At 39.7% G+C, this 20,651-nt stretch carries 18 protein-coding genes and 1 tRNA gene; 6 read left to right on the top strand and 13 right to left on the bottom strand.

Going from position 1 to position 20,651, the window contains the following annotated elements; translation table 11 throughout:
- Window positions 1–161 precede the first annotated feature (161 nt).
- From tssH to recO, 9 genes are all read right to left on the bottom strand, one after another.
- Entirely contained in the window at window positions 162–2,852 is a 2,691-nt protein-coding gene (tssH, locus tag H3U82_RS02565) for a type VI secretion system ATPase TssH (protein ID WP_198209053.1), read from the bottom strand.
- A gap of 61 nt (window positions 2,853–2,913) precedes the next feature.
- The gene (locus H3U82_RS02560; RefSeq protein ID WP_025330945.1) at window positions 2,914–3,399 is read right to left on the bottom strand and encodes an Hcp family type VI secretion system effector; all 486 of its coding nucleotides are present in this window, start codon (window positions 3,397–3,399) and stop codon (window positions 2,914–2,916) included.
- 34 nt (window positions 3,400–3,433) lie between these two features.
- Entirely contained in the window at window positions 3,434–5,044 is a 1,611-nt protein-coding gene (locus H3U82_RS02555; protein ID WP_084586502.1) for an OmpA family protein, read from the bottom strand.
- A gap of 8 nt (window positions 5,045–5,052) precedes the next feature.
- Window positions 5,053–5,694, bottom strand: coding sequence for a DotU family type IV/VI secretion system protein (locus tag H3U82_RS02550; protein WP_025330947.1), 642 nt, complete (start codon window positions 5,692–5,694; stop codon window positions 5,053–5,055).
- Window positions 5,684–7,027, bottom strand: a complete 1,344-nt coding sequence (gene tssK, locus H3U82_RS02545; protein WP_198209051.1) for a type VI secretion system baseplate subunit TssK — start codon at window positions 7,025–7,027, stop codon at window positions 5,684–5,686. Before tssK ends, H3U82_RS02550 begins: the two co-directional genes overlap by 11 nt.
- A gap of 27 nt (window positions 7,028–7,054) precedes the next feature.
- Complete coding sequence (locus H3U82_RS02540; protein WP_025330949.1) at window positions 7,055–7,318, bottom strand: PAAR domain-containing protein; 264 nt, start codon at window positions 7,316–7,318, stop codon at window positions 7,055–7,057.
- Window positions 7,319–7,383: 65 nt separating this feature from the next.
- Window positions 7,384–8,916 (bottom strand): type VI secretion system contractile sheath large subunit, encoded by a 1,533-nt coding sequence (gene tssC / locus H3U82_RS02535; RefSeq protein ID WP_037392136.1) that lies wholly within the window; start codon window positions 8,914–8,916, stop codon window positions 7,384–7,386.
- A gap of 21 nt (window positions 8,917–8,937) precedes the next feature.
- Window positions 8,938–9,441: a type VI secretion system contractile sheath small subunit gene (gene tssB, locus H3U82_RS02530; RefSeq protein WP_025330951.1), complete on the bottom strand. Its 504-nt coding sequence runs from the start codon at window positions 9,439–9,441 to the stop codon at window positions 8,938–8,940.
- Window positions 9,442–10,021: 580 nt separating this feature from the next.
- Window positions 10,022–10,753 (bottom strand): DNA repair protein RecO, encoded by a 732-nt coding sequence (recO, locus tag H3U82_RS02525; RefSeq protein ID WP_078474242.1) that lies wholly within the window; start codon window positions 10,751–10,753, stop codon window positions 10,022–10,024.
- Window positions 10,754–10,932: 179 nt separating this feature from the next.
- Here recO and yegQ point away from each other — a divergent pair, with 179 nt between their 5' ends.
- Window positions 10,933–12,300 (top strand): tRNA 5-hydroxyuridine modification protein YegQ, encoded by a 1,368-nt coding sequence (gene yegQ, locus H3U82_RS02520; RefSeq protein ID WP_078474241.1) that lies wholly within the window; start codon window positions 10,933–10,935, stop codon window positions 12,298–12,300.
- 72 nt (window positions 12,301–12,372) lie between these two features.
- Here yegQ and hemH read toward each other — a convergent pair whose 3' ends face one another.
- Together hemH and thiE are read right to left on the bottom strand one after the other, a co-directional pair.
- A complete protein-coding gene (gene hemH, locus H3U82_RS02515) occupies window positions 12,373–13,380 on the bottom strand; it encodes a ferrochelatase (protein ID WP_198209044.1) in 1,008 nt (335 codons plus the stop codon).
- 214 nt (window positions 13,381–13,594) lie between these two features.
- Window positions 13,595–14,221 carry a thiamine phosphate synthase gene (thiE, locus tag H3U82_RS02510; RefSeq protein ID WP_084550985.1) on the bottom strand — a complete coding sequence of 209 codons (627 nt, stop codon included), beginning with the start codon at window positions 14,219–14,221 and terminating at the stop codon, window positions 13,595–13,597.
- Between the two features lie 117 nt (window positions 14,222–14,338).
- Here thiE and H3U82_RS02505 point away from each other — a divergent pair, with 117 nt between their 5' ends.
- A complete protein-coding gene (locus tag H3U82_RS02505; protein ID WP_198209042.1) occupies window positions 14,339–15,934 on the top strand; it encodes an inorganic phosphate transporter in 1,596 nt (531 codons plus the stop codon).
- Between the two features lie 302 nt (window positions 15,935–16,236).
- Window positions 16,237–17,214 carry a bile acid:sodium symporter family protein gene (locus H3U82_RS02500; protein ID WP_198209040.1) on the top strand — a complete coding sequence of 326 codons (978 nt, stop codon included), beginning with the start codon at window positions 16,237–16,239 and terminating at the stop codon, window positions 17,212–17,214.
- 291 nt (window positions 17,215–17,505) lie between these two features.
- Here H3U82_RS02500 and H3U82_RS02495 read toward each other — a convergent pair.
- Window positions 17,506–17,581: transfer RNA gene (locus tag H3U82_RS02495), tRNA-Thr, on the bottom strand.
- A gap of 569 nt (window positions 17,582–18,150) precedes the next feature.
- Here H3U82_RS02495 and H3U82_RS02490 point away from each other — a divergent pair.
- Both H3U82_RS02490 and H3U82_RS02485 read left to right on the top strand, forming a co-directional pair.
- The gene (locus H3U82_RS02490) at window positions 18,151–18,666 is read left to right on the top strand and encodes an RNA polymerase sigma factor (RefSeq protein ID WP_198209038.1); all 516 of its coding nucleotides are present in this window, start codon (window positions 18,151–18,153) and stop codon (window positions 18,664–18,666) included.
- Between the two features lie 99 nt (window positions 18,667–18,765).
- Window positions 18,766–19,095 carry a carboxymuconolactone decarboxylase family protein gene (locus tag H3U82_RS02485; protein WP_198209036.1) on the top strand — a complete coding sequence of 110 codons (330 nt, stop codon included), beginning with the start codon at window positions 18,766–18,768 and terminating at the stop codon, window positions 19,093–19,095.
- A gap of 169 nt (window positions 19,096–19,264) precedes the next feature.
- Here the strand turns inward: H3U82_RS02485 and H3U82_RS02480 are convergent, their stop codons facing one another.
- Window positions 19,265–20,200 carry a hypothetical protein gene (locus tag H3U82_RS02480; protein WP_198209034.1) on the bottom strand — a complete coding sequence of 312 codons (936 nt, stop codon included), beginning with the start codon at window positions 20,198–20,200 and terminating at the stop codon, window positions 19,265–19,267.
- Window positions 20,201–20,342: 142 nt separating this feature from the next.
- Between H3U82_RS02480 and H3U82_RS02475 the strand changes: the two genes are divergently transcribed.
- Window positions 20,343–20,594, top strand: coding sequence for a hypothetical protein (locus tag H3U82_RS02475; protein ID WP_100116516.1), 252 nt, complete (start codon window positions 20,343–20,345; stop codon window positions 20,592–20,594).
- Window positions 20,595–20,651: the final 57 nt, after the last annotated feature.

Raw genomic sequence — 20,651 nt, 5'->3', positions numbered from 1 at the left:
AATTTTAATTCAAACACAATTTTTATTCGATAATAATTCAATCTGTGGCTGATTAGTTTTAAAGTATGGCCAAATTAAAACTAATATGCTGATATATAAATAGCAAAAAGGACATATACTTATTTAAGTCTGCCCTTTTTACTATGTTCAGTGATTAACAGTTATATTGGCTGATTTTCGCTATTTGTTTCAGCTGCCATCTCTTTCATTGGTTCATCACTCAATGTAATGACTACGCCCTGCTCACCCAAATTAAGCTGGATATAGGCACTATTCTGGCCTTGCTGCTTTTCCAGCAATAATTGTCTGGCCAGTTCGGGGACAATTTGCTGCTGCAACATCTGTTCAAAATAGCGTACGCCCAAATCATGACCGGCTGTTGTTTGCGCCAGCGCCTCTACCAGTGTATTACTATACTCACAGATAACAGCAAATTGAGCTGCAATTTTGGCTGCAATGCGGTCTAGTTGCTGACGGATAATAATCTGCATATCGTCAGCTGATAACGGACGAAAAGCCAGTACATTCATACGCCCGAGCAAAGCAGGAGCAAAAACTTCCCGGATGGGCTGATCGACCAGTTCCAGTCGGGTTGGTAAATCGGCATCAGGAGCATTTTGTAAAGCTTCGCTGCCTAGATTGGATGTCATCAGCAGAATGGTGTTTTTGAAGTTGATGATGCGCCCTTCTCCGTCTCGCATAACACCCTGGTCAAATACCTGATAGAAAATATTAAGCACATCCGGATGGGCTTTTTCTATTTCATCCAGCAGTACTACAGAATAAGGACGCTTACGTACTGCTTCAGTCAGGACTCCGCCTTTGCCATAGCCCACATATCCCGGAGGCGCACCTTTAAGCTGAGCTACTGTATGTGATTCCTGATATTCAGACATATTGATGGTGATCATTGTGTCTTCACTACCAAAAAGTGATTTGGCCAGTGCTTTGGCTGTTCTGGTTTTGCCAACGCCAGATGTACCTGTTAGCAGGAATACACCAAGTGGTTTGTTGGGTTCGCCAAGTCCGGCTTTCTGGGTACGAATATGATTAACAATACTACTAACGCTGTCTTCCTGACCAATTACCTCACTGTTAAGTTGTTCAGATAAAGTCATCAGACGTTCAATTTCATCATCCAGCATGCGACCGGCAGGAATGCCTGTCCATTCACTAATTACACTGGCAATGACTTGCTGATCTACATCTAGGCTAATATTTTGCTGCAATTGCTGAAAAGACTGATTATGTGTATGCAGATTGCTTTCATGCTCATCTTTTGTACGCGCATCCAGTACTGCCTGAGCAGCTTCCTGCTCCTGAACAAATTTTTGTTTTTCTTCTTCTATTTCCTGCTCTAATTGCTGTAACTGCTGCCGGCACTGCTCCATTCTTTCGTTATCTATCTGGTGTCCGAGAAGAATATCCTGTTGCAGACGGTCGATTTCTTCTTGAAGCGCGCTGTGCAGGGAGATTTTTTTAATCAGATTCAGTGGTAATGTTTGCATACCAAGTCTAACTTTAGCTGCAGCGGTATCCAGTAAATCGATAGCTTTATCAGGAAGCTGACGATCCGGTAAATACCGACGTGACAATGTAACAGCGGCTTTAATCGCATCATCTTTGATATGTACCTGATGATGTTCTGCATAGAGTTTAGCAATACCGCGCAGCATCTGACAGGCTTTTTCATCATCCGGTTCATCTACTTTTACCGGCTGAAAACGGCGCTCAAGAGCAGCATCGGTTTCAAAATATTGTTTGTATTCAGACCAGGTTGTTGCTGCGATTGTACGCAACTGACCACGGGCAAGTGCAGGTTTGAGTAAGTTGGCTGCATCAGACCCTCCGGCCTGATTACCGGCACCAATAATGGTATGAGCTTCATCTATAAACAGGATGGTTGGTTCGGAAGCATGCTGAATGGCTTCGATTACCGTTTTCAGGCGCTGCTCAAATTCACCTTTCAAGCCGGAACCTGCCTGTAAAAGCCCCATATCAAGAGCAAGAATATGGGTATTTTTCAGATGGCTGCCCACTTCGTCATTGGCGATTTTCAATGCCAGCCCTTCAACAAGTGCTGTTTTACCTACTCCCGGTTCACCTACCAATATTGGATTATTTTTACGTCGTCTGCTCAAAATATCTTCTATTTGGCTGATTTCTTCATCCCGTCCGAAAATTGCATCAATATATCCGTCTCTGGCTCTTTGAGTAAGATCGATGGTAAAACGTGACAAGGCTTCCTGTTCTGCCGGCGATTGTTTATCCTGTAAGTTACTGGTATTAAGTATATTCTGTGTGGCTGGTGTTTCAGCAGGTTCTGCTGCTTTACTATCGGTATCTATTTTCTTGGTGAAGATCGCATCATTGTCTGTGTTTGCTTCTACTGAGTATTTATCAAGCCATCGTCCTGCTTCAGCCAGTTGTCCTGCTCTAAATATCAGTAACTGCCATAAATCTGTAAGTGTGAAGATGCTAGGAATTTTCTGGATAGCTTCAAGCAAATGCAATGAGCGGACTTCTTCCTGTCCGTGTTCAATAGATGCTAGCATCCATGCCTGCTCTATCCATTTAAGTAATGCGCGTGAAAGCTCAGGTTTCTGAGGTACTCGCTGCCAGGGCAATTTATCTAGTCCGGCCAGCAAATCATCCCACAAACGGTTAACGTTGATTTCGTTCTGACGCAATAAGAGATTCAGGTCATTATTATCTGTTTCAAGTAATTTGACGAGAAAATGTTCAGGCAATATTTCATGATGGCCACGGCTTAAACAGAAGTTAGCAGCCTCATTCAGTGCCCGTGCACAATTTTCATTGAGTTTTCTTAATAATTGCATTGAATCTTTCATTACGGCTCCGGCTAAATACATAAAAAGGCGCACAGATGCGTGCGCCTTGAGTTAATTAAAATTAACGGTTCTCAACCCAGCTGTCGGAATGAACAATATTGCCATCCTTGTAAGCCCAGGTGATTTTTTCGTAACGCAATTCCACTTCTTCAAGATGGTTATAGCGTTCTTTACTGGTTTCTTTAATGTTGTGCATTTTAGGACGCACAGCCACTACTTTCACATTTTCTAGCAGGGTGTTGAAATATTCTTTCTCCTGACCTGCATCGTCAATGCGATACCATTTAAATTCCAGGGATTTAAGGTTCTGACCATTAGTTACTGCTTTGTAAAGATATGGTGAAGAAGCATCATATTCTTTTACAAAGGAAATAGGTTTGTGTACACGAGTACCTGTCAGTTTACCGGTATTGCCGTCAGTAGGAATATAAACTTCGTGATCGAATGCCAATACTTCTACTGAGCCTTCACGATTCTGTACAGTTACAGAGCCTTTAACCTCTGAACCACCGTCATCCTTGATCCATAAATAAGCAGGAATTGCCATATGAATATCCTTTAATTAGTTAATAAATATTACATTAGTCGGTATGATTCATATCAACCAAGGTAATTTCGACACGACGATTTTTACTACGCCCTTGCGGGTCGTCGTTGGTTGCTATGGGTTTGCTATCCCCATATCCCTGTACAGTAAAATGGTCTTCCGGAAAGGTGGATGCACTCACTAGCCAGTCACGTACAGCTTCAGCTCTGTGAAATGACAGAGTTTTGTTGCTGGCAGCATTTCCGGTGTTATCGGTATGACCATCTATTAGTACTCTTTTATTCGGGTTCGCCTGTACCCAGGTTAATACCCCTTGTAAAACCAGTTTGGCATCCGCTTTAAGCTGACTCTGACCTACGTCAAACAATGCTGTGGTATCTAAACGGATAATTTGTTTTTTCTGCTTCTCCATCTGGAAAGAATTTATGTCTTTATTGATAACTGCTAATAATTCGGTAGCATGATATAAACCGAATCCCATTCTTCTGGGCTCACCGAATGTCTTATAGTCCTGTAATGTCTGCTGAATGATTTTTAAATTTTTAATACTGTCCAGACGTTCATTTTCAAGATGCTGAGGTATCGCTATATATTGCTGATGAGCAGCAATAACCTCCTGCAGCCATTTTTTATTTTGAACAAACGAATACCCGGTACCAATGAGAATGAACAGCAGGAAACAGTCAATTGCGTAACACAGATATTTTGCACCTTTACTTAAATAGTGCTGGCGTACAAAGCTATTCTCAATAACCGGAAAATTTTTCAGACCATTAACTATAAAAGTATGAACCGGACTAACAAATCCTGTTTTTTCAATTTCAAATTTACGCCAGTCTGCTTGCTGATTAGTATTGAAACTGTTTAACCAAACACATGACATCATATACAGAGAATGACGATATGATTTTTCCGGTAACAAATTTTTAATCACATATTTACTGAGCCATTGCTGATTCAGATAAAGTGTGGTTGTGGTTCTATAGTCCAGATGTTCCTGCTGTTGGGCATTCAAAGCTGCTCTGCTATCCAGCTGTTTTTGTAAGCAGGAGAAGTACTCTTGCACATCAGTACGCTCCCTGCAAAGCTGATTACTATTGTTTTCAGGCCAGTAATCAAGATTTTCATTAAGCAAATCGGTATGGATACCCAATGTCAGCGGCAGGCGGCGTTTGTATGAAGCCTGAATGGTTTCGATTTCCTGCCGCCATTGTGAAATACGCTGCTCCAGTGCTGCCACATGAGGATATTTATCTGGATTAAGTATCAGAAATATACCATTAGCAATTTTATTCTGTTCATCCAGATTTTGATAAATACTGATTAACTGCGCACAGTCTTCGACCCTAATCCACATTGAATCACGCAACAGTCTCCAACGTTCAGAAGATTCTATCCAATCAGATATATCATCGCCTGCTACGAGAATGATGCGCTGGGATTTAGGTATATTGTACAGACTTACTGCACTTTGCTTGCGAAACCAGAATTGATTCTGATACCACAGAAATCCGCATGCCAGTACTATGAGTATACTGAGGCATATTTTGATTACCCAGTATATATCCCAAATTTGCCAGATAAAATATAGCGACAGGCAAACAATCCAGACTAGCAGTAATGTGTAATAAATGCGTTTACTCATTTGGTACCTTATCCAATACTGGCAACCAGATTACTGAGATATTTATTAAGCACCAGATATATAACTATAGTGAACACCAGAAAAGCTAAACACCAGCTCACTGTTGAAAAAGACCGTATAGTAATCGGGCGCAATTTTCGATCAGTCTGAAGAGAAGGAATAATTATTTCAGGCAGATGCGAATCAATTTTGGTGATGAGTTCATTACGAGCATGTGTTTCTTCAAATAAATATTTACCATTAAATCCAAGAGCAAATACCAACTGCCAGACACTTAACAGCCAGAATGACGGATCCGGTTTATGCAATTCAGTCTGAATATCTTCAAATAATTGTATACCGGCATCATATTCACCAAATTGGGATACCTGTAACGGGCTGCTTTCCCAAATTGATTTACTTTTGCTGTCTAAAAAGCGTAATGCAAGCTCGTCAACAAGTGCAAACAATGCATACTTTATCTGTTTTCGCACATGCTCAGGCAGGTGATTTTCACTCAGTTTCTGATCAAACTCTGAAACAAAATGAATAGCAAGCAACTGCACTTCATCCATATCCTGAATGGCATGTCCCATGCTTAAGCGCGTTACAAATAAAATATAATTACGTAAATTTTCCCGTACGTAATCTGGAATTTCGTTATTCTTCATTTGGCACCGCATATAATTCGATATTTAATCCATCAAATGAATTAGGTGAATAAATACAGCATGATCTGGCTGCTATCATGGCTTTAAAGCCCGGGTGCGACTTATCTAATGCAAAATAGGTAGCTTCTGAACGCATGGGTAACGCGCTGGGTAAACGCTGCATCATTCTTAATGGAATACCATTGGATGCTGACGGCAGAATTCGCTCAACATCATCAGGTGAACCAATCTTACATAGTTTCGGAAAGCGTTCCTGAAGTTCATATAACGGAACACTGGCACGAACGGAAATATAGTAATCTGTGTTTTCATCCAGACGTGCATCTAACAGATGACCAATCCAGCGGGTATTACCAACTTTTTCAAGATCCACCAGTACCAGTACTGTAGGTATAACAGTATCCAGCAGCTCTATAAGCATTTCATTTAACCGGATGAATGTTGTACCTAAATTAAACGGATCGTATTGCGGTATGTCTTTGATACTGGATTCAATTGAAAACGACAGCAGACTTCCAACCAAACGTGCCAGTAAAATGTAGTAGTTTTCTGGTGCAATATTTTTATGTGTTTGTAACAGCACCATTTCCGGTATAGACTGATTGAGTATGTTCAACAGCCAGAATAATGAAATATCAGATACAAGAAAGTCTGCTGATTGCTGATTACGTTCTTTTCGTAATGAACCAAGTCGCTGACTTTTATTAAGCAGAATTTGTATCTGTCTTGACAGCATCTCCATTAGAAAAATATTGCTACCAATAAAGAATACTGGCGGTATGTATTGTGCATCAAGCTGCCAGATATTATTTTGATTTTTAATCAGACGAAGAATGGGTATTGCCAAAAAATTCTGACGGTTTTCATGAGAGAATTTCAGGCTGAAATTTAGTCTTTTTTCTGCAATTTCTGTTTGCTGGCTACCGTAAAGATCAGTAACCGAAACAAATTGTTTAGAAAATCGTAGTGGTGCATTACTGCTGTTTTCAAGCAGATTACTGCCTACGGTATTTAGTTCAGGTAATGTTAAGTATACTGTTGTTTCGATTATATCATCCGGTAATTGTGACAAGTCACGGGCAGGTGGCAAAAACTGCATCTGCTGTGAATCAAACCAAGTACCATCCTGAAATGATACTGCACAATCCGATAATTTAAGCTTTTTCAGAGTGAGACTATTAGTGTCTATTTCCATACGCATTACGCCCCATGGCATAATTCGCGTACACTGCATTATGCTAAAAGCATTTGCCTGTTGCAGTAATTCCTGTTGCTGGAAAATTTGTGGCAGCAGTAAGGTACCTTCGTACCAAATCGGATTGATGATTTTCAACTTACAACCTGTTCTAAATTAGATAGATTATTCACATTTAGCTAATGATTGTTTGGATAACAATCGAGCACCACAGCTGGTTTTCATGTTTTCGAGAACCATAAGACGCCCCTTTACTGTTAGCTTGGGATCACCTTCTACAATGTAATGAGTACCACTACATTTCGGACAACTAACTTTATCGCCTTTACGTGCTACCGGTCTTCCTTCAATTTTTGCGATAGGATCACCTTCAAGTACTACCCCACCATGTGTAGTGGTATCTCCCTTACAAATAATAGCGCGTGACATTTAGCAATCCTTTATTGTTATCTACCGATAGGGAACTATCGGTAGATTTTCTCGCTTATACCGGATTATTTTTTAGCTTTTGGCATTTGAGATACTAATGAAAGATTAATATCCATACCTTCAATCTGGAAGTGCGGAATGACAAATAGTTTAATTTTGAAGAAACCCGGATTATCTTCAATATCTTCTACTACCACTTTTGCCTGACGTAACGGATGTGAAGCCTGCAGCTCATCACTTGGATCAGTCATTTCTGTCACCAGATTCTGTATCCAGTTATTCATTTCCACTTCCAGAACACGCCGGTCTTTTGTCATACCGATATTTTCGCGCTGAATCAGTTTCAGATAATGAGCCAGACGTGACAGCAGGAAAATATAAGGAAGACGTGAATTGATACGGCTATTGGCTGTCGCCTCTTTAGTATCGTACAGGGCTGGTTTTTGTGTTGAATTTGCAGAGAAGAAACATGCAAAATCATGATTTTTGTAGAACGATAATGGCACAAAACCCAGATTGGCAAATTCAAATTCCCGTGTTTCAGGAATTAATACTTCCGTCGGAATTTTCATTTGTGCGCCGGAACCCAGATCATATAAATGAATCGGCAGATTTTCAATCAGTCCGCCGGCCTGCGGGCCACGAATCTGAACACACCAGCCATTTTTAATAAAGCTTCTTACCATGTTGGCTGCAAATGCAAAGGTGGCATTAGCCCACAAATAACGATTGTGATCAGGGCCTTTAACTTCTTCACTGTAATTGAAACTCCGTACCGGTACTGTTTCACTGCCATAAGGCAAACGTGCCAGAAAGCGCGGTAGAGTAAGACCGATATAGCGGGCATCATCAGTATTGCGGAAGCTGTTCCATTTGATGTATTCAGCACGGTCAAAGTAGTTGCCGATATCTTTGATTGAGGCAACCTCTTCCATTGTTTCTTTACCAAAGAATTGAGGGCCTACAGAACCAATAAATGGCATATGTGCAGCAGCGGAAACTTTTGAAATATTTCTGAGCAGCTCAATGTCCTGAGGGGAGCGGTCAAATTCATAAGCCGAAATGATTGAGGCAAAAGGCTGTCCGCCCGGGGTGTCATATTCGTTAATGTAAGTATGGCTATACAGACCGCTTTGGATGACTTCCGGTGAGTCTTCAAAATCGCGAATCAGAGCATCTTTTGAAACATCAAGTACATCAATTTTGACATTTTGACGGAAATCGGTACGGTCAACTAAGAATTTCAGACCACGCCATGTACCTTCAATTGCCTGAAATTCAGGATGGTGAAGAATATTGTCTAACTGATTGCTGATTAATTTGTCCAGCTTGGCAATATGGAAATCCAGTAAGGATTTATCCAATCTGTCTACAGTTTGGGCACTGTCCTGAATCATTTTCAGGAATACGTTTATCGCTACTGAGATACGTTCATTGGTAGCAGATTCAGATAATGCTGTATTATTGGTGTAATGGTCAAAAGTCGGAGCTGTAGAGACGGTATTCAGATTTATTTTATCAAATAATGATTCATAAACAGACTGTTGAACAGCATTTCCCTTTTTAACGGAACCAGCATTCTGCACATTTTTTTGCATACTTATTTTCCTCTGCGGTATTTATTCTTTAGAAATGATCGGTGAGATTGCTTCAAGTTCTTTGCGCAACTCATCAGAAAGGTTTTTGTCCTGCAGAATTTTTTCCAGTTCTTTGCGTAAAACTGCATTGTCCAGAATATTGGACTTCAAATCTCTCAGCAGATTTCGCATAGCTAGCAACGATTTCAGTTCAGGTACTTGCTGAACAATCTGTTCAGGATGAAAATCTTTCATTGATTTGAATTCAAGATTCACAGGAATTTCGGAATTATCATCAGCCAGAGCATTTGGAACAGACAGTTTTACGGCTGGATTCATTTCAGCAAGCACTGCATCAAAGTTGTTTTTATTAATTGAAACTTTTTCACGTTCTGCCAGCGGAGTATCGCTTTCTTTGAAGCTGAAATCGCCAGCCACTAATAAACGCAAAGGTAATTCAACTTGTTTTTTAGCACCTCCTGTATGTAAATCCAGTTTAATATTGACACGTGCTGGTGGTACTTCGTTCTGAAAACTTTCTGACATGATTACTCCTTGTTGAAATTTGAATACTGATAACAGATCAGAGTCATTACATTACTGCGTTTTGATACGGAATATATAGCAAAATGAAAATTTTCAATAAATTTTGTTTTAAAAATTTAATAATAATTAAGTTACAACAGCTTTAAATTAATTGGAAGTTAAATTAAATTTTATTCTGCCCATATATACATGTTTTAACTTATTTTGACTTATTTTGGTTACCAAGTAAATAATTTTATAAAATTTAATGCTATATTGATTACAAAAATCATTTTATCTGTCGTTTATTAACCAATTTTTTTCATAAATTTTATCTATGAAAAAAATTAGTTAAATATTAGCCATAATAAATATTAAATTTTTAAAATTATTGTAAAGATTTCTTTTATTGAATATATGTAAATAATTATTTTTTAAATGAAATATAATTTTCAGCTGATAATGTTCTGAACATTTTTTATTCAATTTAACCAAAAAAATATAATTATTTTATTGATCATAAAATAAAATTTTATAGAAAAAAACTATAATCTAATTGTGAATTCATTTTTTTTATTTTTCAAACCAGGTTTCTTTATTCCTATACGGTATATTGCTGCAATTGTTTTAATACACGCCGGCTAAGGATACCTTCAGGCAGACGAAAATCCAGAAGCATACGTGTCAGCCTTATGGCCTCGGTATGCCATTCAGGCTGTTCAGCTAGTGAGCGGTTATTTAATGCATTCAGAGTGTGTCCGTGAACAACAATACCATTTTCCTGCGCTGACATCTGTGCCTGCATCAATAAAACAGGGGCATGTTCGGCGCGCAGCCAGTAGCGTTCATGATTAATGATCTCCTTCCCCTGACTATCCTGACTAATATCAGGAGCAATACCTAAAGCACGCAGTAATGACCACTCAAAATAACGCAGTGCAGATAAGTGTTCGCCGTTTGAAATATGTTGTAGTACGGTATGTAGTGCCGCGTGAACATCAGGTAACGGATCCTCCCGGGCTGTTAGTTTTAATACCAGCTCATTTACATACATGGCACTGAATAACGCCTGATTCTGAGGCTGAGGCCAGCCGCCTATCCATTCTGCCCGGTGCAGAGTTTTCAATTCATTATTCCCATACCAGGATAGCTGTAGTGGCACAAAAGGAACGAGTACACCTCGCAATTCACTTTGCCGGCGCCTCGCACTGCGCGCCAGCATCACTACTCTGCCATAATCCCGGGAAAATACTTCAATTTGCAGACTGCTTTCACTCCATGGACGGGAGGTAAGCAAGAAAGCAGGTTGATGATTGATGCGATTATTAGACATAGCCGTTTTATGTCAGATGTGGATTTTTCAATTATAGCCGGTTATGGCATGCAATTGACCATATACAGGAAAAAGCGGATAATTCTATTAACAATATAGACTATATTTTTCAGGCAGCCGGCTATTTTAAAGCCGGCTGCCTGAATGTATTCGAAATAATCAGGAAAGTTTAAATACCCATGAAAGCACCAGAATTATTATTGCCCGCTGGTGGACTGGAGCGGATGCGCACAGCCTTTGATTATGGCGCAGATGCTGTTTATGCCGGCACGCCGCGTTATTCTCTGCGCGCACGTAATAATGAATTTGCACATCTGCCAGTACTGGAACAGGGTATTACTGAAGCACATGCACGCGGAAAGAAATTTTTTCTGGCCAGTAATATTTTGCCACATAACGCAAAATTGAAAACTTACCTGGCCGATATGGAACCGATTATTGCTATGCAGCCAGACGCGCTGATTATGGCTGATCCGGGTCTTATTATGAAAGTGCGTGAAAAATGGCCGGAAATACCGATTCATTTATCCGTTCAGGCTAATACCACCAATGCATGGGGGGTACAGTTCTGGCAAAGTATCGGCATAGAACGTATTATTCTGTCGCGCGAACTCAGTATTAATGAAATTGCCGAAATCAGGCAGCAATGCCCGGATATTGAGCTGGAAGTATTCGTTCACGGAGCTTTGTGTATTGCCTATTCAGGCCGCTGCCTACTTTCCGGTTATTTTAATCATCGTGATCCTAATCAGGGTACTTGTACTAATGCTTGTCGCTGGGATTATAAAGTACATAATACGGCTGATAGCGACAGTGGCGATGCTCAATTATTACCCGATTTTGACTTTAATCAGGCGAAAAGTCTGGCTGATAATGCATTATATGGCTTAAATGACCAGCAACGTCACCCGCTGGCAAATAAAGTCTATCTGATTGAAGAAGCAAACCGGCCTGGTGATATGATGCCCATAATGGAAGATGAGCATGGCACCTATATCATGAATTCCAAAGATTTACGCGCGGTAGAACAAGTCGCCAAACTGGCAGAAATCGGTGTAGATTCTTTAAAAGTAGAAGGCCGGACTAAATCAGTCTATTACGTAGCCCGGGCAGCACAGGTATACCGGCGTGCTATTGATGATGCAGTTGCAGGTAAACCTTTTGATTATAGCTTACTGGCAGAACTCGAAGGATTGGCCAACCGGGGTTATACCACTGGTTTTCTGGAACGGCATCAGACACAAGAGTACCAGAATTACCTTTCTGGGCATTCTTTATCAAAACAAAGTCAGTATGTAGGCAAAGTTACGGCTGTTGATTCTGAAGGATGGGCAACCATTGAGGTAAAAAATAAATTCAGCCTTGGTGACCAGCTGGAAATTATTCATCCGGGCGGTAATCAGATTATCCGCCTTGAAGCAATGACACGTAAGGGCTATCCGGTAGAAGTGGCTTCCGGAAACGGAATTGAAGTAAAAATTCCACAGATGCTTGGCAAAGATAATGCACTGATTGCACGCATTATTCCCCAGGCAGAAGCTAATTAAATTAGCTTCTGAAAAAGCCATAGTGATATTACACTATGGCTTTTTTATTATCCGTTTCTATATTTGTGTAATTTACAGCCAGCCTTGTAAATGCTGCGTCACAAGCGGAGCCAGTATTTCAACCCATTCATGCTCACTATTCATACAGGGAATATACTGAAACTGTTTTCCGCCATGCGCCAGAAAGTCTGCTTTACCACGAATATTGATTTCTTCAAGTGTTTCCAGACAATCAGTAACAAAACCCGGACATACGACATCAAGTCTACTGATTCCGGCCTGAGGAAGCTGGATAAGCAAATCCTGAGTACTTGGTCCGACCCAGGGTGCATAGCCAAAACGGCTCTGAAATGCCAGCCGATATTCATCTGATTGCAGCCCAAGCTCTTCAGTAAGTAAACAGGTCGTGGTTTTACAATGCTCAACATAACTATCGCCAGCCTGATGCTGAGCCTCTGGTATACCATGAAAGCTTATTAATAAACACTGTCCTCTGCCATGCTTTTGCCAGTATGTCTGAATATGTCTGGCCAGTGTTTTTATATAATTGTTATCTGCATAAAAGCCGGTGATACTTCGTACTGCCATTTGTACACGTTGCTTAAGCATTACCCGCCAAACCTGATCCAGTGCAGCACCACTACTGGAACCCGCATATTGCGGATACAACGGCAACACCAGTAAATTCTGCACGCCAAGCTGCTTCATTTCTTGCATAACATCAATTACGCTGGGCTGTCCGTAGGTCATAGCAAAACGAGTAATAACACCGTCTGGCATAGTACTGGCTAAAGAAGCGCTAAGTAGTTGTGTTCCAGTCAATAAAGGGGAACCGGCTTCCTGCCAGATGGTGCTGTACGCGTGGGCACTTTTACGTCCGCGAACAGGCAAAATAATCCCGCGTAATATTAACTGCCATAAAAAACGCGGTAATTCGACTACACGCTGGTCGGATAAAAATTCGCGTAAATACGGGCGTACAGCCTTAGGTGTAGGTGCAGCAGGTGTACCAAGATTCAGCAATAAAACACCAATTGCCGGTTTAGAAGTTTTTGGTTCAGAAAGAAAAATTTTTGACATAATTTTTGGCAGCAATCGATTATCAGTCAATCAGATAAAAGTGCTGCGAGTATAGCCTATATCCTCTGCTTGTTAGCAATTTCGGCAGTTAATACTTTACTGACATCAGGCATTACCTCTACAAACAGACCTAATACAGCGATTATCTGTGCTCTAACTAATCTCTGCTCACCCAGATAAAACTACTTTAGTTTACAGACAGACTGGTAAATCTTTATTTATCCCAAAGCGCCTGAAAGGCTTTTACTACTTTTTCAGGATCAGCTGATTCAGTAACAGCACGAACTACAGCCAGAGAGCTTACGCCGGTAGCCAGTACATCGCGTGCATTATTTAAATCAATTCCACCAATAGCAACTGTAGGTGTATTTCCGGCTTGAATCACGTATTGCTTTAATTTGTCCAATCCCTGAGGTTCAGTAGGCATAGTTTTGGTTGTAGTAGGAAAAATTGCCCCGCAGGCTACATAGCTTGGTTTAACTGCTAATGCTTTACTCAGTTCTGCTGGCGAATGTGTACTTACCCCCAGCCTTAACTCTGAACTCTGAATCATTACTAAATCAGCACTGTCCAGATCTTCCTGTCCGAGATGCACCCCATACGCACCGCAATCTACAGCTTCCCACCAGAAATCATTGATAAATAGTTGTGTAGGTGTATCTTTTGCATAAGCGACACTGCGTTGAATTTCACGGTACAATGCTGAACCAATCAGAGTTTTATTACGCAGCTGCACAGTATTGGCTCCTGCATCGACCATCCGCGCTACCCAATCCGCAGTAGGAACAACAGCATAGAATTTCAGCGGAGCAACTATAGGTAAAAACGAATTTGCATACATAAAATATTCCTTTTGAAATAAAAATCTTTATAATGATAGTTTTTTCACGCAGCACTGCATACACACAATAATGTTTGCAGATGTCTGTACTGAATTTTCCACTTTTACAAATATATTATGGCCTCAGACGCATCCTCTGTTCGCTCTCCCCTGATCACCCGGGTTAATTATACTTTTGCTGCATTATTATTCGGCACAATTGCATACTTTATTTATTGGGGGCTTGGATATACCAACCATCATTCTCCATTATTATTTGTTATTGCCACTCTGTTTGGCGCCTTCATGGCATTTAACATCGGTGGCAATGACGTTGCCAACTCCTTTGGTACCAGTGTAGGCGCCGGAACCCTTACAATACCGCAGGCATTGGGTATAGCGGCTGTTTTTGAGGTTTCTGGTGCGGTTATTGCCGGCGGCGAAGTAACAAAAACAATTCGTCACGGCATTATAGACCTTGGTGCCATGCATTTAACACCTTCACAATGCATTAATGTCATGCTGGCAGCATTACTGGCGGCGGCAATCTGGTTGTTAATTGCTTCCAAAAAAGGTTTACCGGTTTCAACAACACACTCGCTGATAGGTGGACTGGTGGGTGGCGGATTGTGTCTAGGCTATTTGATAACGGGTAATGGCAGCGCTTTGGATTTAATTCAATGGAACAAAATGGGAGAAATTGGTCTGTCCTGGGTTATCTCACCTGTTTTAGGAGGTGCATTTTCTTATATCCTGTTCAGCCAGATAAAAAAGCATGTACTGGACTACAATGACCGGATGGTTATAGCTTTAAAAGAAATTAAGCAGGAAAAAAAAGCATATAAAGAAAAACACAAAATCTGGTTTGAAAAGCTAAGTGAAACCGAGAAAATTCGCATTTCCTCTGCTATAGCCCGTGATGCCGAAAATTACAGTGATCCTGATTATAGCGTCGAAGAGCTCGAATCAGATTACTATAAAGGTTTGGCAGATATCGAATGCCGTAAAAATAACATCGACGCATTTAAGGCACTGCATAGCTGGGTACCCTTAATTTCAGCCTGTGGCGGCATGATGATTACCGCTATGATGTTATTTAAAGGGCTGACTAATCTGCATCTTGGTTTATCTGTGATTACCAATTTCCTGTTAATCATCATGATTGGCGCATTAATCTGGATGGCCACATTCATTTACGCCAAAACCTTAAGGCGCAAAGATTTAAGCAAATCAACCTTTCTGATGTTCAGCTGGATGCAGGTATTTACTGCTGCCGGCTTTGCTTTTAGTCACGGCGCTAATGATATTTCCAATGCAGTTGGCCCGTTTGCCGCCATTATGGATATTATCCGTACCGGTGATATAGGTATAGATGCCAATGCCATGATTCCGGCACCAGTGATGATAACATTTGGTGTGGCACTGATTGTTGGATTATGGTTTATTGGCAAAGAAGTCATCCAGACTGTTGGTACCAATCTGGCCAAAATGCACCCTGCTTCTGGCTTCACAGCAGAGCTTTCCTCTGCAGCTATTGTGATGCTAGCTACACTGATGGGGCTGCCGGTATCCAGTACACATATTCTGGTTGGGGCTGTTCTGGGTATAGGACTGGTTAATCGTAATGCCAACTGGAAATTGATGAAACCAATTGCACTGGCCTGGGTAATTACCCTGCCCTCTGCTGCAGTTTTATCTGTATTGATATTTTTGGGACTCAATTCATTTTTTTAAATTAACAATTATCATAATGAAACCGGATAAATATGCTTATCCGGTTTCATTATGATTAAAGCGATTGTCTAAAGTAAATTTTCCCGGATTTTATAGAATAAATTTAACTCTGATTTGAATGACACTACAAATAGTCGTTATTAAATTTCTTTTAATACTTTTTTTCCAGATTTCTTAAATTTACAAAGTAATTTTAAAATCAAATTAAATTTTTTAACTTAATCACCGGCTGTTTTTTATTCAACCATTTAAGCTAAAATGATGACTTTTGTTAGAAACTCAGCATAAACTGGTCGTTGCCAATGAATAACCTGCTTAAAAAATTTTATATAGATCCCTTTTTGCTGGCAATGCTGACTGTTGTAGGTACAGCTACTGTTTTGCCTTGTCAGGGCAGCACAAAAACATTCTTTAGCTATCTGACCACAGTTGCCATTGCCTTACTATTTTTTATGCATGGTGCAAAGCTGTCACGGCAGGCGATTACAGAAGGTATCAGACACTGGCGATTACATTTAGTTGTATTTTGCAGCACATTTATTTTATTTCCGCTAATCGGTTTAGGTTTGCGTATTCTGGTTCCCCACTGGCTCTCTCCCGAACTGTATCTGGGCTTTCTGTATTTGTGCGCATTACCGGCTACAGTACAGTCCGCAATTGCTTTTACTTCTGTTGCCGGCGGAAATGTTGCAGCAGCAGTATGCAGTGCATCTGCTTCCAGTATCCTGGGCGTTTTCCTGTCACCTGTACTGGTTGGTCTAATGATGCCCACCAGTGGCAACAGCGTGGACACAACAGCTGCTATCGAATCGATTTTATTACAGCTAATGCTGCCGTTTGTTTTAGGCCATCTGGCCAGACCATTAATTGCAAGTTGGATTCATAAACATAAAGTATGGATAAACCGTACTGACCGCGGCTCGATTCTTTTAGTCGTTTATGTAGCATTCAGTGATGCTGTTGTTGAAGGACTATGGCACAAAGTTAATCTAGGCTCAATTGGTATGATTGTGATTCTGAGTCTGTTGATTCTGTTTCTAGTTATCAGCATTAATACACTGGTTGCCCGTTCATTGGGCTTTAACCGTGCTGATGAAATTACTATTGTCTTTTGCGGTTCCAAGAAAAGTCTGGCAAATGGCGTACCCATGGCCAATGTACTCTTTCCTGCCAGCATAGTAGGCATTATGTTATTACCACTGATGATTTTTCATCAGTTACAACTAATGATCTGTGCAGTGCTGGCGCAACGCTATGCACGTTTGAATAAAACGGAATAGATTACCTTCGAGTGTAGGTTTTATTTCTAATAAAGCTTACTATTTGGTTTTTTATAATCTCTATATCATAGTGCCAGCAATAAGATTTGCTGGCACTTAATCTATTTACATCAAATCACTCAATAATGCTGCATATATCGTATTTACTTGATTTTGATACAATGGCATAAATCAAAAATATAGGTATACCATAAGCTGAAACAATTAGGTTTAAAAGTAGCTGCTGTGAATAGACTAGTAGTCACGAGTTAGGGACAAAATATTTGTAACTAATTGATTTATTTTATCTTATGGTGCCAGTAATAGGAATCGAACCTACGACCTTCGCGTTACGAGTGCGCTGCTCTACCAACTGAGCTATACTGGCTTCCAATTCAGAATACTCTGAATGGCACGCAGTATAGCATAATCGCTCTATACTCACCATTGCTATCCAATTTTATTTATTTGTTAATATAATAGTTTTGACCATAAATATAATATCTGTTTAATTGAGCCCCAAGTTATTTCTGCGCTTTATACCTGAAATTTTTAATGGGGCTTTTAATAATTGAATTGAATATTAAAAATATTCAGATTTTATCTAAAATAATTTATATTTTATTTTCTTCTTCGAGATTAATTTTTGTATCTCAATAAATTAATAAAAGATTTAAAAATTGATATTAGCCGCATTTCGGTCAAACCACATAATCAATTATCTTCTCTCAGATTTATTTTTAATCAGATATTTATAAAAAAATTTTAATAATTAATGTTCATTCAATATTAGATTTTTCCAATTCAGTCTGAATAATAAACTTCGCTCTAAAAATTTAATCAAAATTTTTGAATCCATTCTGTATATTTAGCACTCTATACAGATATGTTGATAAAAATAGATATTTATTCAGGCTTATTCAGCATTAATTTTAAGCAGGATACAGTGGATAAAAAATGAAACAAAACAGAGAGCAACTCATTAAATGTGCCTGTCTGGGTGATGCACATGCACTTAATCAGTTATTGTTAGTATGTCAACCTGACATCAGAAGATTTGCCAGACGAACTTGTTCCACAACAGAAGATGTTGAAGATGCTGTGCAATTCACATTATGGCAGTTACATAGAAAAATCGGTACGCTGAAAACTATCTCTTCTTTTACAAGTTGGTTATTTCGAATTATAGAACGAGAATGTTATCGTTTATTTAAAGTCAGACAATCCAAAAACATTGAAAACCGGGCAGATATTGATGAGCTGTCTGCATCTTCTGCAGATATCGATCTTAAAATAGATCTAACTAATGCAATTATTTCTTTACCTTTGATTTACCGGCAGGTGTTGATTTTGCGGGATATTCAAGAGTACTCCACGCCGGAAGTTGCTGAAAAGCTTGGCATCACAGTTGAAGCAGTTAAAAGTCGCTTACACCGTGCCAGATTAATGGTAAAAGAAAAAATTAATTTATAAAAATTTAAATTCAATAATTTATAGACAACATAATAGCTTTGTTCTTTTCGCAGAGAATTTATCAGGAATGTTAGTTTTAAATTTAAACTGGGAGATAAAATGACTAATCAATATCAATCAAGCAATGATTTTAAATACACTGCTGCATTATTAAAATATGCACCCGAAGAAACACAGGCATTTATAGATTTTGACCATAAAACCATCAAACGCAGAGAAGGAAATATTCCGATAAAAACAAGAGAGTTAATTGCTTTAGCCGTAGCACTCACTACACAATGCGCATATTGTATTGATGTTCATATTAAAGGAGCAAAACAAGCAGAAGTAAGTGAAGAAGAATTAGCAGAATTAATTTCAATTTCAGCTTCTGTAAAAGCAGGCGCAACCATGGCACATGGTTTGCTGGCAATGCGTTTATTTGAGTAATAAAATAGTTGATTTAGTAAAACAGTAATAAATACTTATGTATATACTTTGTAGGTGCAGCTATTTAAATTTTCTGGATTTCTAATTAGCACATAAAACTGAGTACACTCGAATGGCTAGTGTACTCAGTTGCATTATCTATAAATATTACATTAAAGCAAGACCTGATTTAGCGCTGTTTTTTCTTAAAATTATTCATAACCTGTGTCAGATTATGCTGCAGTACATCCTCTACTGCTCCGGGTACTTCGGCCATTAATTCACGCTGTAATGTGGTTACTAAACCAGCTGTATGCTTTTGTACTGCAACACGAACCATACCTGCTAATACATCAGTAAGATGCGGACGTAATTTTTCAGTTAACTGTTGCAGTAAAGCCTGCTCGGAAATACAGGTTACTGCCCTGTTAGCTGTACCTCGCGGTTCTATGACATGCATATGTACATGAATGATCGGCTGGCCATTATCACTGGTAGCAGAAAGCTCATCTTCTGTATTTTGCCGGCTTACTTCTGTTGGTATAACAGTAGACTGTTTACCTTTTAGCTGGATAGTACAGTTTGAGGGCAGATTTTCATCAACAGGAGCGCTTTGTAAACAGTTTTGTGCGGCCAGCCAGTCTTCCTGAATAAGCAAGGCTGTATCATTTAATGCAGATTCCTGCTTTTGCGCTTCTAGTGTACTTTGCTGCTGCCATTGTTTCAGATAAGCCCGATAAACCCGCTCACGCTGTACTGGATCAAGTAAAACTTCAGCAGGCTGGGATGTAGATACCGTTCTAGGCTCTGGCTCAGGTTGTCTGCTACGATTTTCTATCGTATTGGTAACTATCGGAGGCACATTGAAATCATGCGGGCGTCTTCTGGTTTTAGATATAGATAACGGCGGTGCATCTGATATGACTTCTTCCCGACGGTTTGACCGGCTATCTTGCTTTTTTTTGTGCTGGCGCAACTGCTCAAGACTTCGCTCCCATTCAGGCATAGTCTCTGTAGCCATTTTTGCAGGGCTGACAGTTGAATTAGCAACAGATTGCTGTTCAGGCAGATCATCACTCAAAGTAAAAACAAATTGATTTTGTTGTTCATACTGATTTTTCACCATGCCCTCACTTCTGATCAATCCGGTATATTTTAACTGGCTGTGCATATTTTTATGTAAGCCATATCTGTGTAATTATAGCAACTTTTATAAGTTAAAATGCTAAAATAAACTACATAGTGTTCAATTAAATTAGGAATAACACATGAGTACCATTGAACAGCGAATAGAGTTTCTGGAAGAAAGCAACGAGGCTCTGATGATGCAAAACCGGGTGCTGGCCACCGCAATTAAAGGTCTGCTGCGTGCCCTGCCTGCAGACATAGCTGAGCTGGCTACTGAATCCATACGCGCGGCTTTTGATAATGAAATTGCGGAATTACAGTATGAAGAAAATCCGCAAGTAGAATTATTTCACGATGCCACTTATGCATTTTTTCACGAACGTGAACATTAAACAAAACAGGCTGGCAATAATATAATTGCCAGCCTGTTTAATTAGATAGATTCAGTT

Source organism: Snodgrassella sp. W8132 (genome assembly GCF_016100865.1).
Lineage (GTDB): Bacteria > Pseudomonadota > Gammaproteobacteria > Burkholderiales > Neisseriaceae > Snodgrassella > Snodgrassella alvi.
This window is presented reverse-complemented; position numbering and strand designations above follow the sequence as displayed.

Coding starts and splice junctions, on each gene's coding strand:
- tssH (WP_198209053.1), bottom strand. CDS start 2,852: ATGAAAGATTCAATGCAATTATTAAGAAAACTCAATGAAAATTGTGCA.
- H3U82_RS02560 (WP_025330945.1), bottom strand. CDS start 3,399: ATGGCAATTCCTGCTTATTTATGGATCAAGGATGACGGTGGTTCAGAG.
- H3U82_RS02555 (WP_084586502.1), bottom strand. CDS start 5,044: ATGAGTAAACGCATTTATTACACATTACTGCTAGTCTGGATTGTTTGC.
- H3U82_RS02550 (WP_025330947.1), bottom strand. CDS start 5,694: ATGAAGAATAACGAAATTCCAGATTACGTACGGGAAAATTTACGTAAT.
- H3U82_RS02540 (WP_025330949.1), bottom strand. CDS start 7,318: ATGTCACGCGCTATTATTTGTAAGGGAGATACCACTACACATGGTGGG.
- tssC (WP_037392136.1), bottom strand. CDS start 8,916: ATGCAAAAAAATGTGCAGAATGCTGGTTCCGTTAAAAAGGGAAATGCT.
- tssB (WP_025330951.1), bottom strand. CDS start 9,441: ATGTCAGAAAGTTTTCAGAACGAAGTACCACCAGCACGTGTCAATATT.
- recO (WP_078474242.1), bottom strand. CDS start 10,753: ATGTCTAATAATCGCATCAATCATCAACCTGCTTTCTTGCTTACCTCC.
- yegQ (WP_078474241.1), top strand. CDS start 10,933: ATGAAAGCACCAGAATTATTATTGCCCGCTGGTGGACTGGAGCGGATG.
- hemH (WP_198209044.1), bottom strand. CDS start 13,380: ATGTCAAAAATTTTTCTTTCTGAACCAAAAACTTCTAAACCGGCAATT.
- thiE (WP_084550985.1), bottom strand. CDS start 14,221: ATGTATGCAAATTCGTTTTTACCTATAGTTGCTCCGCTGAAATTCTAT.
- H3U82_RS02505 (WP_198209042.1), top strand. CDS start 14,339: ATGGCCTCAGACGCATCCTCTGTTCGCTCTCCCCTGATCACCCGGGTT.
- H3U82_RS02500 (WP_198209040.1), top strand. CDS start 16,237: ATGAATAACCTGCTTAAAAAATTTTATATAGATCCCTTTTTGCTGGCA.
- H3U82_RS02490 (WP_198209038.1), top strand. CDS start 18,151: ATGAAACAAAACAGAGAGCAACTCATTAAATGTGCCTGTCTGGGTGAT.
- H3U82_RS02485 (WP_198209036.1), top strand. CDS start 18,766: ATGACTAATCAATATCAATCAAGCAATGATTTTAAATACACTGCTGCA.
- H3U82_RS02480 (WP_198209034.1), bottom strand. CDS start 20,200: ATGGTGAAAAATCAGTATGAACAACAAAATCAATTTGTTTTTACTTTG.
- H3U82_RS02475 (WP_100116516.1), top strand. CDS start 20,343: ATGAGTACCATTGAACAGCGAATAGAGTTTCTGGAAGAAAGCAACGAG.